At 72.0% G+C, this 14712-nt stretch carries 15 protein-coding genes; 6 read left to right on the top strand and 9 right to left on the bottom strand.

Translation table 11 applies throughout. From position 1 onward, the window contains the following. Positions 1-123: 123 nt before the first annotated feature. Genes ABTZ89_RS10830 through ABTZ89_RS10820 form a run of 3 tightly spaced genes read right to left on the bottom strand, consistent with a single transcriptional unit; the run spans position 124 to position 3434 of the window. Positions 124-1605, bottom strand: coding sequence for an amidase (locus tag ABTZ89_RS10830; RefSeq protein WP_351042823.1), 1482 nt, complete (start codon positions 1603-1605; stop codon positions 124-126). Between the two features lie 41 nt (positions 1606-1646). Then, positions 1647-3044 (bottom strand): NAD(P)/FAD-dependent oxidoreductase, encoded by a 1398-nt coding sequence (locus ABTZ89_RS10825; protein ID WP_351042820.1) that lies wholly within the window; start codon positions 3042-3044, stop codon positions 1647-1649. 6 nt (positions 3045-3050) lie between these two features. Further along, positions 3051-3434, bottom strand: coding sequence for a DUF5313 family protein (locus ABTZ89_RS10820; RefSeq protein WP_270951702.1), 384 nt, complete (start codon positions 3432-3434; stop codon positions 3051-3053). Between the two features lie 170 nt (positions 3435-3604). Between ABTZ89_RS10820 and ABTZ89_RS10815 the strand changes: the two genes are divergently transcribed. Next, positions 3605-3781: a hypothetical protein gene (locus tag ABTZ89_RS10815; RefSeq protein ID WP_270951703.1), complete on the top strand. Its 177-nt coding sequence runs from the start codon at positions 3605-3607 to the stop codon at positions 3779-3781. 54 nt (positions 3782-3835) lie between these two features. Here ABTZ89_RS10815 and ABTZ89_RS10810 read toward each other — a convergent pair whose 3' ends face one another. After that, entirely contained in the window at positions 3836-5002 is a 1167-nt protein-coding gene (locus ABTZ89_RS10810; protein WP_351042815.1) for a fumarylacetoacetate hydrolase family protein, read from the bottom strand. A 282-nt stretch (positions 5003-5284) separates the two neighbouring features. Between ABTZ89_RS10810 and ABTZ89_RS10805 the strand changes: the two genes are divergently transcribed. The 3 genes from ABTZ89_RS10805 to ABTZ89_RS10795 all read left to right on the top strand — a co-directional run bounded on the left by ABTZ89_RS10805 (position 5285) and on the right by ABTZ89_RS10795 (position 7502). After that, the gene (locus ABTZ89_RS10805) at positions 5285-5791 is read left to right on the top strand and encodes a hypothetical protein (RefSeq protein WP_351042812.1); all 507 of its coding nucleotides are present in this window, start codon (positions 5285-5287) and stop codon (positions 5789-5791) included. A gap of 52 nt (positions 5792-5843) precedes the next feature. Next, on the top strand, positions 5844-6644 hold the full coding sequence (locus ABTZ89_RS10800; RefSeq protein ID WP_351042809.1) for an SDR family oxidoreductase: 801 nt from the start codon (positions 5844-5846) through the stop codon (positions 6642-6644). A gap of 93 nt (positions 6645-6737) precedes the next feature. Beyond that, on the top strand, positions 6738-7502 hold the full coding sequence (locus tag ABTZ89_RS10795) for a TetR/AcrR family transcriptional regulator (protein ID WP_351042806.1): 765 nt from the start codon (positions 6738-6740) through the stop codon (positions 7500-7502). A 33-nt stretch (positions 7503-7535) separates the two neighbouring features. On the opposite strand, the gene ABTZ89_RS10790 is transcribed toward ABTZ89_RS10795, so the two are convergent. Continuing rightward, entirely contained in the window at positions 7536-8540 is a 1005-nt protein-coding gene (locus ABTZ89_RS10790) for an NADP-dependent oxidoreductase (protein ID WP_270954340.1), read from the bottom strand. Positions 8541-8653: 113 nt separating this feature from the next. Here ABTZ89_RS10790 and ABTZ89_RS10785 point away from each other — a divergent pair, with 113 nt between their 5' ends. Both ABTZ89_RS10785 and ABTZ89_RS10780 read left to right on the top strand, forming a co-directional pair. Then, positions 8654-9298: a TetR family transcriptional regulator gene (locus ABTZ89_RS10785; protein ID WP_351042803.1), complete on the top strand. Its 645-nt coding sequence runs from the start codon at positions 8654-8656 to the stop codon at positions 9296-9298. Positions 9299-9340: 42 nt separating this feature from the next. Continuing rightward, positions 9341-10285, top strand: coding sequence for a threo-3-hydroxy-L-aspartate ammonia-lyase (locus ABTZ89_RS10780; protein ID WP_502949532.1), 945 nt, complete (start codon positions 9341-9343; stop codon positions 10283-10285). Here the strand turns inward: ABTZ89_RS10780 and ABTZ89_RS10775 are convergent, their stop codons facing one another. From ABTZ89_RS10775 to ABTZ89_RS10760, 4 genes are all read right to left on the bottom strand, one after another. Continuing rightward, complete coding sequence (locus tag ABTZ89_RS10775; RefSeq protein ID WP_351042797.1) at positions 10286-11671, bottom strand: amidase; 1386 nt, start codon at positions 11669-11671, stop codon at positions 10286-10288. A gap of 121 nt (positions 11672-11792) precedes the next feature. Further along, positions 11793-12356 carry an IucA/IucC family protein gene (locus ABTZ89_RS10770; RefSeq protein WP_351042794.1) on the bottom strand — a complete coding sequence of 188 codons (564 nt, stop codon included), beginning with the start codon at positions 12354-12356 and terminating at the stop codon, positions 11793-11795. An 82-nt stretch (positions 12357-12438) separates the two neighbouring features. Then, entirely contained in the window at positions 12439-13437 is a 999-nt protein-coding gene (locus ABTZ89_RS10765; RefSeq protein WP_351042791.1) for a pirin family protein, read from the bottom strand. 93 nt (positions 13438-13530) lie between these two features. Then, a complete protein-coding gene (locus ABTZ89_RS10760; RefSeq protein WP_351042847.1) occupies positions 13531-14571 on the bottom strand; it encodes a VIT1/CCC1 transporter family protein in 1041 nt (346 codons plus the stop codon). Positions 14572-14712 lie beyond the last annotated feature (141 nt).

Genomic DNA, 14712 nt, shown 5'->3' with positions numbered 1-14712 from the left:
AAGCGTCGGCATGTCGGGCAGGCATCCGCCCGGTAACCCGGACGAACGGCCGGTACCGCTGACCGCACCAGGCAGCAATCCGATCGCTGTGCGGTCCCCCAAGGATCCACTGTGGATGCGGTGTCAGAGCGGTGGCTCGAGGTGGGCCCACGGGTGTTCGGACTCGAGCTGGGTGGCCAAGGACAGCAGCGTCGGTTCGCTGCCGAGGCCGCCGACGAACTGCACGCCCAGCGGCAGGCCCTCCGGGGTCGTGTGCAGCGGCACGCTCATGGCCGGTCGGCCGGTGATGTTCGCCAGCTGGGTGAAGGGGACCTTCTCCAGGTTCTTCAGCACCACGTCGTTGACGACCTTGGTGCGCACCACCTTGCCCGCCAGCCGAACCCGCAGCAGCAGCTCGATCGCCTTGCGCAGGGCCGGGGACATCTCGAGCTCACCGATCCTCGCGGGCGGGTGGCCCAGCGTCGGCGTCAGCAGCAGGTCGTAGCGGTCGTGGAAGTCGGCGAGCGCGCGGCTGTAGCCGTTCCACCGGCCGAGCAGCTCGACGTACTCGGTCGCCTTCGTCTCGCGTCCCCCGGCGGCGAGCAGCCTGGTGTCGAGTTCGAAGTCCTCGTCCGCCGCGCCGAGTTCGCGCTTGAGCGCCTCCACGCCCTGGGCCAGCTGGACGTACCAGGTGGAGAGGAAGTCGCGGGACAGCTGGCGGCCGTCGATCTCGGGTTCGGCCTCCTCCACGTCGTGGCCGAGCCCGGCCAGCAGGGCCGCGGTGTTCTCGACCGCCGCGATCGCGTGCGAGCTCACCGGGAATCCCAGCGGCGAGCGGCACGTGAACCCGATCCGCAGTTTTCCCGGGGAGCGGCGGGCCAACTCGGCGTAGGGCAGGTCCGGCCGGGCGGCGAGGTAGGGGCCGCCGGGGTCCGGCCGGGCGGTCAGGACGTCGAGCATGACCGCCGTGTCGCGCACCGTCCGGGAGATCACTCCGTCGGTGGCGCCGCCGTGCATCAGCTCGGCGTGGTCCGGTCCGGCGGGGACCAGGCCGCGTCCCGGTTTCAACCCGAACAGTCCGCAGCTGCCCGCCGGGATGCGGATCGAACCGCCGCCGTCGCTGGCCCCGGCCACCGGCACCACCCCGGCCGCGACCGCGGCGGCCGCGCCGCCGGACGAGCCACCGGGCGTGTGGTCGGTGTGCCACGGGTTGCGGGTCGGGCCGTTCACCTCGGGTTCGGTGATCCCCTTCGCCCCCAGCTCGGGGGTGTTGGTGCGCCCGAAGATCACCAGACCGGCGTCCAGCCAGCGCTGGACGGTCGCGCTGTGCCGGGTGGCCGTGTGGTTGCGGGTGGACCGGGATCCGCCGCCGGTGCGGACTCCGGCGTAGTCCTGGTGCAGGTCCTTGATCAGGAACGGGACCCCGGCGAGCGCGCCCGTCAGCGGCTGCGCCGCCCGTTCCCGGGCGATGTCGAACATCGGCCGCACGATCGCGTTGATCCGGCCGTTGACCTTCTCGGCGCGCTCGATCGCCGTCTCGAGCAGCTCACCCGGCGCGACCTCGCCGCTGCTGACGAGTTCGGCCAACCCCACGGCGTCGAAACGCCGGTATTCCGCGTATTCCATGGCCCCACGCTCGCACGGACGATCTTGTTTATGAAGCAGTTTCAGCTTCCCAGACCGATGCCGCGGCGGTCGAGGAAGCTCAGCCAGCGGCCCCGGCGGCCCGCGTTCTCGTCGGCGCGCGCCAGGGCCCGGCGCGTCAGCTGGACCAGCGGCCAGCGCAGCGGTTCCGGCGGGAAGGGCATCGGCTTGCGCCGCACCAGCTCCAGGCGGGTGCGCTCGGTGTCCTCGGACCACAGCAGGTCCAGCGCGGTTCGCGCGCCGAAGCGGGACGCGGCGACGCCGAGCCCGGTGTAGCCGACGGCGTAGGCGATCCGGCCGGTGCGACCGATCAGCGGGGTGAACCGGGTCGTGGAGTCGATCGGGCCGCCCCAGCGGTGGGTGAACCGCACCCCCTCCAGCTGCGGGAAGGTGCGGAAGAAGTTCCGCGCCAGCTGGCGGTGCGCCGCGTCGTGGCCGGCCAGGGACTGGTCGGTGCGGCCGCCGAAGTAGTACACCGCGTCGTAGCCGCCCCACAGGATCCGGCCGTCCGGGGTCGGGCGGTAGTAGTGGAAGCGGTTGGCGCTGTCGGTGATGCCTTGGCGGTCGCGCCAGCCCAGCTCCGCCCACTGCTGCTCGGACAGCGGTTCGGTCACCAGCACGTAGTCCCAGATCGGCAGCACGCGCCTGCGGATCGTGCGCAGCGGGGCGCGGAATGCGTTGGTGCCCAGCACGACGCCGTTGGCGCGGACCTCTGCTCGGGGCGTTCGCAGCCGGACCTCGCCGCCGCGCTCGCGCACGCCGCGCACCGGGCTGCTCTCGTGCACGCGCACGCCGAGGCGTTGCGCTGCATCGGCCAGGCCCCAGGTCAGGCGCGCCGGGTCGACCAGACCGCCGGCGTCGGGCAGCCGGATCCCCGCGCGGTAGGTCGGCGAGTCGACGTCCGCGCGGACTCCCCCGGCACCCAGGAAGCGCGCGGTCATCCCGTGCTCCCGGTACAGCGCGGCTTCCTCGCTGAGCTCGGTGACCTCGTGCGGCTCGGTGGCGACGCTGGTCTTGCCGCACAGCCTCAGATCGGCGTCGATGCCCTGCTCCCGGACGAACTCCTCGATCGCCAGCAGGTTCTCCCGTCCGAGCTCGACCAGCCGGTCGAGCTCGGACGGCCAGTGCAGCGCGCCGTGGGCGAGGCCGTGGGTCAGGGACTCCGACAGGAATCCGCCGTTGCGGCCGCTGCCACCATGTCCGAGCCGCTGGGCTTCCAGCAGCAGCACGTCCAGCGCGGGGCGCCGCTGCTTGGCCTCGATCGCCGCCCACAGCCCGGTGAACCCGCCACCGACGACCACCAGGTCCGCGCGATCGTCACCGGTCAGGGGTTCGCGCGGCGACGGTCGATCGGCACGATCGGTCCAGTGCACGGCGACCTCGGCCTCGGCCAGCGCGGCCTCGAGCGGTGCTTCGCGCATCCGGCGCTACTCCCACCAGGGGCGGTAACCGATGCCGTGCCGGGCCGCGCGCTGGACGTCCCGGCGCAGTTCCCGGGTTTCGCGCGCCACTCCCGGCGGGAACCCGTGCTTGATCGACCGGTGCTCGGCGGTCTCCCCCATGTAGCAGAGCGAGTAGAACAGACCGACCATCAGACCGAGCGCGATCGCGCTCACCCGGATGTCCAGCGGGCCGGGCAGCAGCACCAGCAAGCAGAACGGCGCCAGCTGGGTCAGCGCGCGCAGGACGTGGCGCAGCACCCAGGTGCGGCAGGTGACGTCGTGCAGCACCCACTCGGCGCAGCGGTCCGGAAGCCTGCCACCGAAGGCGTACCAGACCCATTGCGCTGGATTGGGTCGATTGGTCGCCATGGTCTCCAGGCTAGTCTTCGCGGGGTTCGACCGGATCCGCCGTTTCGCGGCTCCGTCCTCGCCGCCGAATCCTAGACACCTCGCTTCCCGCACCCGGCGATCGGCTCCGCGTCACACCTGGCGCCGAAGTGCGTCACACCGGTAACGAAAGCGGTCGGGGACCGATGTTCATGGCAGAAGGGGTGAGTGACGTGTTCGTGGTCGTGGTGGCGCTGCTGTTGGTCGTGATCTTGGGTGCGGTGATGTTCACCGACGCGTTCGACGGGAAGGGTTCGGCCGAGCGCCGGAACTTCAAGGACGTGGTGGCCCAGCTGAAGCGGGCGGTGCGGACTCCCAGCCATCGCTGAGACGTCCGAAGTGGACGAAGGCCCGGTCGGGTGCTCCCGGCCGGGCCTTCGCCGTCACAGCAGGCCGCGCCGGGCGAGGTCGGCGATCAGCGCCCGCACCCCGAACGTCCACTGCGGACAGTCCTCGGAGCGGGCCACCCGGTTGACCAGGGTGCCCAGCCCGGGAGCCGAGATGCGGACCACGTCGCCGATGCGGTGGGTGAATCCCGCGCCGGGCGCGCCGCGGTCCTCGGTGGGCGCGAACATCGTGCCGGTGTAGAGGATCAGGCCGTCCGGGTATTGGTGATGGGGGCCGACCGCAGCGCGGGCCAGCTGCTCCGGGTCGCGGCTGATCTCGCGCATCGAGCTGGCCCCGTCCAGCACGAAGCCGTCCTCGCCGACGACTTCCAGGCGCACCTCCAAGGCGCGCACGTCGTCGAGCCCGAACGAGCCGTCGAACAGCCGCAGGAACGGTCCGAGAGCGGCCGAGGCGTTGTTGTCCTTGGCCTTGGGCAGCAGCAGCGCGCTGCGTCCCTCCACGTCGCGGAGGTTGACGTCATTGCCGAGCGTTGCGCCGATGATCCGGCCGTCGGAGCGGATCGCCAGCGCCACCTCGGGCTCGGGGTTGTTCCACTCCGATCCGCCCGCGATGCCGACCTCGGCGCCGACGCCGACCGCGGCCAGCAGCGGCGCCTTGGTGAAGATCTCCGGGTCCGGGCCGAGGCCGACCTCCAGGTACTGCGACCACAGCCCGTCGCGGACCAGCACCTCCTTGACCGCTCGCGCCTCCTCGGAGCCGGGGACCACCGCGGCGAGCGCACCGCCGATGGCCCGCTCGACCTGGACCCGGGTTTCGGCCGCACGCGCGGCATCACCACCGGCGCGCTCTTCGATGACCCGTTCCAGCATGCTCTTGACGAAGGTCACCCCGGCGGCTTTGAGGACCTGCAGGTCGGCAGGCGCCAGCAGTCGCGCCCCGCTGCCACCGCCGAGGGTTTCGGCGAGCACCGGCGCCAGCGGCCAGCTCTTGCGGCCCGGCGCCGATCGGGCCAGGTCCACCGCGTCGGGCCGTTCCAGCAGGTCGGAGAGGGTCGGGGCCACGGCGGTGAGATCCACGAGTTGGTCGCCCCGGACCGCGACCACGGCGGGTCCGCCCTCGTCGGGATCGTGCAGCCGTCCGACCAGCGTGGCCGCGGTGCGGTCGGCGGGCAGGACGTCGAGGGCGTTTTCGAGCAGTTCCACGCGCACCCCTCACGGTCGTCGATGATCGGCAACATACCCGGCCGAACGCCCCCTTCCGATCCGCTGACCAGTGATGATCTTGACCGGGGGCTGGCGACGCCGATCAGCGGTCACGTAGGGTGCGACCGACCGCATCACCCGTTCGAGTGATGCGGCGGAACCGTGTCGACCGACCAGTTGGGGTGACAACCAGTGGGCAGTTCGTCGTTGCCTCCGATCCGCGGGCGAGGACGTCACCGGCGGGCGCAACCCAAGACGTGGTACCGCAGGACTCCCCCGCGCTTGCTCGGCTACGCCGTCGCGGTGTTCGTGACCGCGATCGCGGTCAGCAGCGCGCACCACGGCACCGCCGCCGCCCCGGTCGCAGCACCTGCCCCGGCCCCAGCCCCGGCTGCCCAGTTCCTGCCCGCCGAGGCCACCTCGACCGCGCCGAAGCTGCACATCGCGGAGCCCGAACCGGTCGCAACCGTCGAAGCTGCGCCGCACGCTCCAGAGACCACCAGCCGGCCCACGCGCACCGCCGCCCCGAAACCCGAGCCGGTCCGGACCACCGAGGCTCCCAAGACGGCGGTGGAGACGACGAGCAAGTCGGCGCCCGCGGTGACCTCGGCGCCGACCGAGACCACTCCCCCCGTGGAGACCAGCGAACCGCCGTCGGAGGACCCGACCGAAACCGCGCCCCCGACGGAGACCCAACCGCCGTCCAGCTCCGAGCCCGAACGCCCGCGGCTGCTGCCGCGCATCGGCGAGGTCGTCGACGGCATCACCGGGCCGCTCCTGAACCGTTAAACGTCGCGATCCGCGGCGGGCGGTGGGACAGTCGATCCCAGGGGGTGTCGCCATGGACGTAATCGCGATCACCGGCGGGACCGGGCACCTCGGGCGCGAACTGGTGCGCCTGCTCAAGCCCGAGCACCAGGTTAGGGTCCTCACCCGCCGCCCCGGCACCGATCCCGAGGTGGAGTGGGTGCAGGGCGACCTGGCCACCGGTGCGGGCGTGCCCGAACTGCTCGCCGGTGCGCAGACCGTCGTGCACGCGGCCACCTCCTCCCCCGCCGCGCAGCGCGGATTCCTGCACCCGGTCGACTTCTGGCGCAGCCCGCCCGATGTGGACGTCGACGGCACCAGCCGGTTGCTGGAGGAAGCGGCGACGGCCGGCGCGCGGCACTTCCTGTACGTCTCCATCGTCGGCGTGGACCGGCCTGCCCTGCCGTACCTGCGGTTGAAGCACACCGCCGAAGAGCTGGTGAGCGTCTCCGACGTGCCCTGGTCCACGGTGCGGGCCACCCAGTTCCACTGGCTGCTCGATCGGATGTTCAACCGCGCCGCGCGGATGCCGTTCCTGCCGCTGCCCGCGTCGCTGCCGACGCAGCCGGTCGACGTCCGGGACTTCGCGGAGTACCTCGCCGAATGCATCGGTCAGGGACCCGGCGGCCTGCGGGAGGACTTCGGCGGCCCCGAGGTGCTGACGCTCGGCGATGCGCTGCGCACCTGGCAGGAGGTCCGCGACAAGCACCGCAAGGTCTTCGAAGTGCCCGCACCTGGGCGGTTGCGGCGCATCGCCACCGACATGACCTGCCCGGACGGTCGACGCGGACGGATCACCTGGGGCGACTGGCTGCGCAGCCACCCCGGCGACTGACCACCGTCCACATCGGATGCCCGCGGGGGCCGTGCCGGAAGCCCCGCCGCGCACTCCTACGATTCAGGCGTACGGAGTACGGAGGCGGGTGCGATGGCGACCGAGTACAGCGGTGGTGGCGATCCGGTGCGCAGCCTGGCGCTGCTGTGGCGGACCCAGGACGGGCCGAGCAGCGGTCGCCGGGGGCGCTCCGACCTGGGCGTGGACCGGATCGTGCGCGCCGGGATCGAGATCGCCGACGCGGACGGGCTCGCGGCGCTGTCCATGCGCAAGGTGGCCGACCACCTGGGGGTCGGCACCATGTCGCTCTACACCTACGTGCCGGGCAAGGCCGAGCTGATCGACGTCATGCTCGACACCGCCTACGGCGAAACGGCGCGCCCCGAACCCGGCACGACCGGCTGGCGGGACCGGCTCACCCAGATCGCGCAGGAGAACTGGGCGCTCTACCACCGGCACCCGTGGATGCTGCAGGTCGCGACCGGGCGCGCGGTGCTGGGCCCGAACGCCATCGCGAAGTACGACTACGAGCTCACCGCGCTCACCGGCCTCGGCCTCACCGACGTCGAGGTGGACGCCACGCTGAGCCTGGTGCTCGGCCACGCCGAGGCGGCGGCCCGCCGGGCGATGGAGGCGACGCAGACCGAGCAGCGCAGCGGGATGACCGACGAGCAGTGGTGGAACGCGCACGCGCCACTGCTCGGTCAGCTGATGGACCCGCAGCGCTACCCGACCGCGTCCCGCGTGGGTTCGGCCGCCGGCGAAGCGCACGGCTCGGCGCACGATCCCGAGCACGCCTTCGAATTCGGCCTGGAACGCATCCTCGACGGGATCGAAGCGCTCATCGCCGGCCGGTGATCCGCTCGCGAGAAGGAGTTCGAGAGCAGGCTCTCAGGCGATCTTCACCAGCATCTTGCCGGTGTTCTCACCGCGGAGCATGCCCAGGAAGGCGTCCGGGGCGTTGCGCAGGCCGTCCACCACCGTCTCCCGGTAGCTGATCTTGCCGTCGCGCAGCCAGCCGCCGACCTCGGCGAAGAACTGGTCCTTGAGGTGCGCGCGGTCGCCGACGATGAAGCCCTCGAGCCGCAGGCGCTTGGAGACCAGCTTGAACATGTTGTTCGGTCCGGGCTCGGGCTTGGTGTTGTTGTACTGCGAGATCATGCCGCACTCGGCGACCCGGCCGAAGTCGTTGAGCACGTCGATCGCCGCTTCCAGGTGTTCGCCGCCGACGTTGTCGAAGTAGACGTCGATGCCGTCCGGTGCGGCCGCGCGCAGCTGATCGACGACCGGACCGTCGTGGTAGTTGAACGCCGCGTCGAAGCCGACCTCTTCGGTGAGGTAGCGGACCTTCTCCGCCGACCCGGCGCTGCCGATCACCTTGGCGGCGCCGCGCAGCTTGGCGATCTGCCCGACCAGCGAGCCGACCGCACCCGCCGCACCGGAGACGAACACGACATCGCCCTCCTTCTGCTTCGCCACGTCGACCAGGCCCACGTAGGCGGTCATGCCCGGCATGCCGAGGGCGTAGAGGTAGGCGTTCAGCGGCGCCGCCTGCGGGTCCACCTTGACGGCGCGCTTGGCGTTGACCACGGCGTAATCGCGCCAGCCGAGGTCGTGCAGCACGAAGTCGCCGGGCTGGAAGCCCTCGGCGTTGGCGGTGACGACCTCGCCCACCGCGCCGCCCTGCATCGCCTTGCCGACCTCGAAGGGCGGCACGTAGGACTTGCCCTCGTTCATCCGGCCCCGCATGTACGGGTCGACGCTCATCACCACGTTGCGCACCAGCAGCTGCCCGTCGCCGGGCTGCGGCGCGTCGACCTCGACGACGTCGAAGTTGTCCGGGGTCGGCCAGCCCTTCGGGCGCGACGCCAGGCGGATCTCCAGGCCCTTGCTCATCGGTTCTCCTCTGCGAGACGGGGTCGCCGCCGACGATACCGAAAATGTCAGCGACTGCCAATTGTCGGCTGGTGACTTATGTCTTGCCCTGTCGAAATGGCAGAATGGACCGCATGAACTCCCCGAACGACCAGGGTGGCCTACGCGCCCGCAAGAAGCAGCGCACCCGCGCGGCCCTGATCGACGCTGGCTTGGACCTGTTCCTCGCCAACGGCTACGAAGCCACCACCATCGACGAGATCGCCGCCGCCGTGGAGGTCTCGTCGCGCACCTTCTTCCGCTACTTCGCCGGCAAGGAGGACGTCGCACTGGCCAAGGGCGTCGAGTTCGACGAACTCGTGCTGGACGCCCTGGCCGCCCGGCCCGCCGACGAACCGCCGCTGATCTCGCTGCGGCACGCCTTGCTGGACGTGCTCCACGAATCCGCCGCCGACTCCGGCGTCCAGCGGTTCCTGAGCACCCAGCACCTGATCAACAAAACCCCGGCGCTGCTCGCCGGCAACCTCCGCCGGGCCGCTGGCACCGAAGAACGGCTGACCGCCGAGATCGCGAAGCGGCAAGGCCTGGACCTCGCCGAGGACATGCGCCCCCGGGTGCTCGTCGGCGCGGTGTGGGGCGCGTTCCGCATCGGACTGGAGACCACCTGCGCCGATCCGAGCCGCGAAGTGGGGCGGATGGTCGAACTCGTCGAGCAGGCCATCGATCTGGCCACCGCCGGGATTCCGCAGCGATGGGGCGGAGACCCGCGCAGCTGGTGATTACGATCAGCGGCAGTCGACGGGAGGAGCGCTGTGGACGAGATCGTGAGCTTCGCGGACGTCGAAGACGCGGCTGACCGGTTGGAGGGCATCGCGCACCGCACCCCGGTGCTCACCTCCAGCACGCTGGACGAGCTGGTCGGCGCCGAGGTCTTCCTCAAGTGCGAGAACTTCCAGCGGATGGGCGCGTTCAAATTCCGCGGCGCCTACAACGCGATCTCCCGCCTGGACCAGGAGCAGCTGCAGCGCGGTGTCGTGGCCTACTCCTCCGGCAACCACGCACAGGCCGTCGCCCTGGCGTGCCGGTTGCTCGGCGCGAAGGCGGTGATCCTGATGCCCGCGGACGCACCTGCGGCGAAGCTCGACGCCACCCGCGGCTACGGCGCGGAAGTCATCACCTTCGACCGCTACACCGAGAACCGCGAGGAACTCGGCCGGAAGCTCGCCGGTGAGCGCGGGCTCGCGCTGATCCCGCCCTACGAGAACGCGCACATCATGGCCGGGCAGGGCACCGCGGCGCTGGAGCTGCTGACCGAGACCGGACCGCTGGACGCGCTGGTGGTGCCGGTCGGCGGCGGCGGGCTGATCGCCGGGTGCTCCACGGCGGCCAAGGCGCTGCACCCGGAGATCCGCGTGATCGGCGTCGAACCCGAAACCGCCGACGACACGAGGCAATCGCTCGCGGCCGGCGAGCGGGTGACGATCCCGGTGCCGCGCAGCATCGCCGACGGGCTGACCGCCGCTGTTCCCGGTGAGCTGACGTTCTCCGTCAACCAGCGGCTGGTCGACGAGATCGCCGTGGTCTCCGAGGACGAGATCCGCGCGGCGATGCGGCTGGCCTTCGAACGGCTGAAGCTGGTGGTCGAACCCAGCGGTGCGGTGGGCATCGCGGCGCTGCTCGCCGGGCGGATCACCGCACCTCGGGTGGGCGTGGTGATCTCCGGCGGCAACGTCGGGGTCGACCGCTTCGCCGAGATCATGCGCTGATCACAGCTGCGGCCAGGGCCGCTGCGCCGGGCGCAGCCGCTCGTAGGCCCGGGCCAGGCGGAGCACGCCGAGGTCGTCGAAGCGCCGCCCCGCGATCTGCAGGCCGATCGGCAGGCCGTCCGCGGTCCAGCCGCAGTTGACCGACACCGCGGGCTGCCCGGACATGTTGTAGGGCAAGGTGAACGCGATGTGCTCCAGGCCGCGCAGCGGGTCGCCGGTCGGGTACGCCTGCTCGGCCGGGAACGCGGGGATCGGAGCGACCGGCGACAGCACGTGGTCGAAGTCGCGGACGACCCGGTTGGCGGCCACCGAGATCGCGTCCATCTGGCTGTAGCCGTGGAACACCTGCGCGGCCGTGGCGTCGCGCGCGCTGGTGGCCCACTGCGCGATGCCCGGCAGGACCCGCGCGCGTCGTTCGGCGGGCAGCGCCGAGATGTCCGTCCAGGACCGGAACCGCCAGAACAGGTCCATGCCGTCGAGCATCTCGCGGGACAGGAACGGATCGATCGGCTCCACCGACGCACCGGCCGACTCGAGCAGGTGCGCCGCGGCCACGACCGCCGCGGTGACCTCGGGGTCGACGGGCAGCCCCACCTGGTGGTCCAGGAGCAGGGCGATGCGCAGCCCGCGCACCTCGCCGTCCAGGGCCAGCCAGTCGAGATCGGCCGGGGGCAGCGCCGTGTGGTCGCGGGCATCCGGCGCCGCCAGCACCGAGGACAGCAGCGCGGTGTCGGTGACCGTGCGGGTCATCGGCCCGATCACGCGCCCGGCGTAGGGCGGGTCGACCGGGATCCGGCCGAAGCTGGGTTTGAGCCCGACCACCCCGCACCACCCGGCGGGCAGCCGGATCGAACCGCCGATGTCGGTGCCCACGTGCAGCGGCCCGTAACCCGCTGCGGCGGCAGCGCCCGCCCCGGCGCTGGACCCGCCCGGAGTCCGGCTGAGATCCCACGGATTCCGGGCCAGGTGGTGGAAGCTGGACGCGCCGGAGGACAGCATGCCGTAGTCGGGCATGGTGGTCTTGGTGAAGATCACGGCGCCGCTCTCGCGCAGCCGAGCGACTGCTGGTGCGTCGTTCCGCGCCGCGACGAGCTCGGTGGCCGCAGTGCCCAGCGGTACCGGGGTGCCCTTGGTGGCGATGTTCTCCTTGACCGTCACCGGCACGCCGTCGACCGGGCCCGCCGGTGCACCGCGGCGCCAGCGCTCCTGCGAGGCGAGGGCCTCGGAGCGCGCCGCGTCGGCGTCGAGCGCGTAGGTCGCGCACAGCTTCGGTTCGCAGGTCTCGACGCGTTCCAGCACGGCGTCGAGGACCTCCACCGGTGAGGTCTCCCCCGACCGGTAGGCCGAAACCAGGTCCACCGCCGAGAGATCGGCCAACTCCGCCATCCGGGTCTCCCCTCGCTCGCGGCCGGAAGCACCGAGTCTCGACCACCGAGCACCGCGAGGAAAGTTGGCAAGGTGCCCGCGCCGGACGACAACACCGTGCACCTCGTCCGTTGACAGCCGGTCACCCCGGCGGGGTCACCGCCGCGGGCACCGGGAGTTCGGCGTCGACCAGCACCTGCACGCCCAGCTGGTCACCGCGACCGCGATCGTCCGGATCGCCCCACCGGCACCAGATCTGCGCGCCGGGCGGTGAAACCCGCTGCCGCAGAACGGGGTTGCGCTCGTCCGGCAGGTCCAGCGGCAGCCGGACGCGGCAGCGGGCGTCCACCTCGGCCAGGACCTGCGCCGACGCGGTGGGGCGGAACCGGCCGATGCCGCGCACCAGCGGAACCAGCACCCCGGTGGCCAGCTCGGCGGCGAAGCGCACCGGCAGCACGTGGTCGAACTGCCACGGGTGGACCGGAACCGGCAGGTGCTCCCCGGTGACCGCGTCCGCGCACCGCCGCACCTCGGACAGCAGGCCCCGGGCCGTGCGGTCGAGGAGCAGTTCCGGGATCCGGTGCGAATCGGGATCGGCGCCGAAGCGCAGCCGGTCCCGGTGCACCGCCACCCAGTCCAAGCCGAGCGGTCGACCGCGCTTCGGCCCGTAGGGGGCCAGGGTGTCGGCAGCCACGTCCCTCCTCAACCAGGCAGCAGGACGACACCCGGGACAGTAACAAAGGTTAGGCTAACTTAATACGGCCGATCCGGGAGATGCTGATCACGGGTCAGCTCGGCTTGCGGGTCCGCCCGCGAGCGCGCAGCTCGGCGTTGGGCAGCGCCGGGGCGGGCAGCGCGGGCTCGGGGTAGCCGTGCACGACGCCGAAGCGGCCGTCCGAAGCGCCGGCAACGCGCCCCTGCTCCCAGTCCTCCCGCGCTCGGACCACTTCCTCGTGGGAGCGGCCGACGAAGTTCCACCACATGACGATCTGCTCCTCGAACGGAACACCGCCCATCAGCAGCGCCCGCCCGGACACGTCGGCGCGCAGCTCGACCTGCTCGCGACCTCGTCCGAGGTAGAGCATGTCGCCGACGCGGACCGGTCGACCGTCGACGGAGATCCCGTCCGACATCGCCAGCACGGCGTGCTCGAAATCGGCCTCCAGCGGCAGTCGCATGGCCCGACCTGCGTTGATCGAGATCTCGGCACCCATCAGCGGCGTGTAGGTGCGCGCCGGTGAAACCGCCTCGTCGAGCGCGCCCATCAGCACGGTCACCGAGCCGTCCGCCGTGGACAGCACCGGCAGGTCACCGTGGTGCTCGAAGTGCGGTGCGACGTCGCGCTGCTCCCCGGGCAGCGCGACCCACAGCTGCGCCCCGTGCAGCACCGGGCCGTGGCCCGCCGGGGACTCCTCGGAGTGCGAGATGCCCCGGCCCGCGGTCATCAGGTTCAGCTCGCCCGGGCACACCAGCTGCTCGTTGGCGAGGCTGTCGCGGTGCAGCACCTCGCCCTCCAGCAGCCAGCTGACCGTCTGCAGCCCGGTGTGCGGGTGCGGCGGGACCTGCATGCCCGGCTGGCCTGCGATGTCGGCCGGGCCGTAGAAGTCGGCGAAGCACCAGGCGCCGACCATGCGCCGGTCGCGGTTGGGCAGCGTGCGCCCGACCATCATCGCCCGCGGCCCGCCCAGCGGGACGGTGCGCGGCTCCAGCAGTTCGGACTCCGGTTCGGCGGCGGTCGCCACGCCGCCGCAGCGCAGTTCGGCCGGATCCTGTTCCACATTGCTCACCCGGTCAGCTTCCCCCACCGCGCACGCGGGGCACAATCGGTCCCCGGTCGCCGCCGCGCCGAGTTCGAGCTCGACGGGACCACTTCGGACTGATCAACCCACGGTCGCGCCGAACACCAGGCCGAGCACGTAGGTGACGGCCGCTGCACCAGCGCCGATGCCGAGCTGCCGCAGCGCGCGGGGCAGCGGCGCAGCACCGGAGAGCACCCCGACGGTCGCGCCGGTGAGCATCAGCGCGAGGCCGACGAGCACGACCGCCACCAGCACCGCCGGTCCGCCGGACATGCCGAAGAGGAACGGCAGGACCGGGATCAGCGCGCCGGAGGCGAAGAAGACGAAGCTGGACACGGCCGCGTTGATCCCGGTGCCGACGATCTCGTGGTCAGCGGACTTCTCGTCGGCCTGCGGCACCACCGGTTTCGGGTCGCGCAGCAAGGCATCCGCGCGGCGCTGCGCCTCGTCCTCGGACATGCCCCTGGCCCGGTAGACCAGTGCGAGCTCGTTGGCGTCGACGTCGAGGTAGGGCACCACTGCGCGGGTCTCCGGGTTCGGCGAGGCCGCGGCCAGCAGCTCCCGCTGCGAGCGCACCGAGATGTACTCCCCCGCGCCCATCGACAGCGCGCCGGCGAGCAGACCGGCCAAACCGGTCAGCAGGACGGTGTGGGTCGGGACGTTGCCGCCGATCACGCCGAGCACCAGCGCCAAGTTGCTCACCAAGCCGTCGTTCGCGCCGAACACCGCGGCGCGGAAGGTTCCCGACACGCGGGCCCGGCCTCGAGCGGCGAGGGCGCGCACGACCTCCTCGTGGATCTGCTCGTCGGCGGCCATCGCCGGGGACGCGTCGCGGTCGGACTCGTACGGCGAACGGCTCTCCGCGCGCTGGGCGAGGGCGAGCACGAAGACCGAACCGAACCGGCGGGCGAGGAACACCAGCAGGCGCATCCGGAACCGGCCGCGTTGCTTCGGCCCCGCCTCGTCGCCGAGCAGCTCCTCCCAGTGCGCGGCGTGGCGCTCCTCCGCTTCGGCCAGGCCGAGCAGGATCTCGCGCTCCTCGCCGGTGCGGCGGGCGGCGAGCTCCCGGTAGACCTCGGCCTCCTCCCGCTCGTCGGCCAGCCTGCGCCGCCACCGGCGCACCGACTTCGCATCGGCCTTGGGCCGGGTGGAGCAGGCGCCGCTACCAGGCGCTCTGGGCCGTCGGTGATGCGGGTCGGGACCTTCATGTCGTGCGCTTCCCTTCGTGGACAGCGTGGCGGTCGCGGTTTCCCGGTTGGTTGG

Origin of the sequence: Saccharopolyspora sp. NPDC002686, assembly GCF_040295745.1 — a bacterium.
Classification (GTDB): domain Bacteria; phylum Actinomycetota; class Actinomycetes; order Mycobacteriales; family Pseudonocardiaceae; genus Saccharopolyspora; species Saccharopolyspora oryzae.
The sequence above is the reverse complement of the archived record's forward strand: the minus strand, read 5'-3'. Positions and strand labels throughout refer to the sequence as shown.

Coding starts and splice junctions, on each gene's coding strand:
- ABTZ89_RS10830 (WP_351042823.1), bottom strand. CDS start 1,605: ATGGAATACGCGGAATACCGGCGTTTCGACGCCGTGGGGTTGGCCGAA.
- ABTZ89_RS10825 (WP_351042820.1), bottom strand. CDS start 3,044: ATGCGCGAAGCACCGCTCGAGGCCGCGCTGGCCGAGGCCGAGGTCGCC.
- ABTZ89_RS10820 (WP_270951702.1), bottom strand. CDS start 3,434: ATGGCGACCAATCGACCCAATCCAGCGCAATGGGTCTGGTACGCCTTC.
- ABTZ89_RS10815 (WP_270951703.1), top strand. CDS start 3,605: ATGGCAGAAGGGGTGAGTGACGTGTTCGTGGTCGTGGTGGCGCTGCTG.
- ABTZ89_RS10800 (WP_351042809.1), top strand. CDS start 5,844: ATGGACGTAATCGCGATCACCGGCGGGACCGGGCACCTCGGGCGCGAA.
- ABTZ89_RS10795 (WP_351042806.1), top strand. CDS start 6,738: ATGGCGACCGAGTACAGCGGTGGTGGCGATCCGGTGCGCAGCCTGGCG.
- ABTZ89_RS10790 (WP_270954340.1), bottom strand. CDS start 8,540: ATGAGCAAGGGCCTGGAGATCCGCCTGGCGTCGCGCCCGAAGGGCTGG.
- ABTZ89_RS10785 (WP_351042803.1), top strand. CDS start 8,654: ATGAACTCCCCGAACGACCAGGGTGGCCTACGCGCCCGCAAGAAGCAG.
- ABTZ89_RS10775 (WP_351042797.1), bottom strand. CDS start 11,671: ATGGCGGAGTTGGCCGATCTCTCGGCGGTGGACCTGGTTTCGGCCTAC.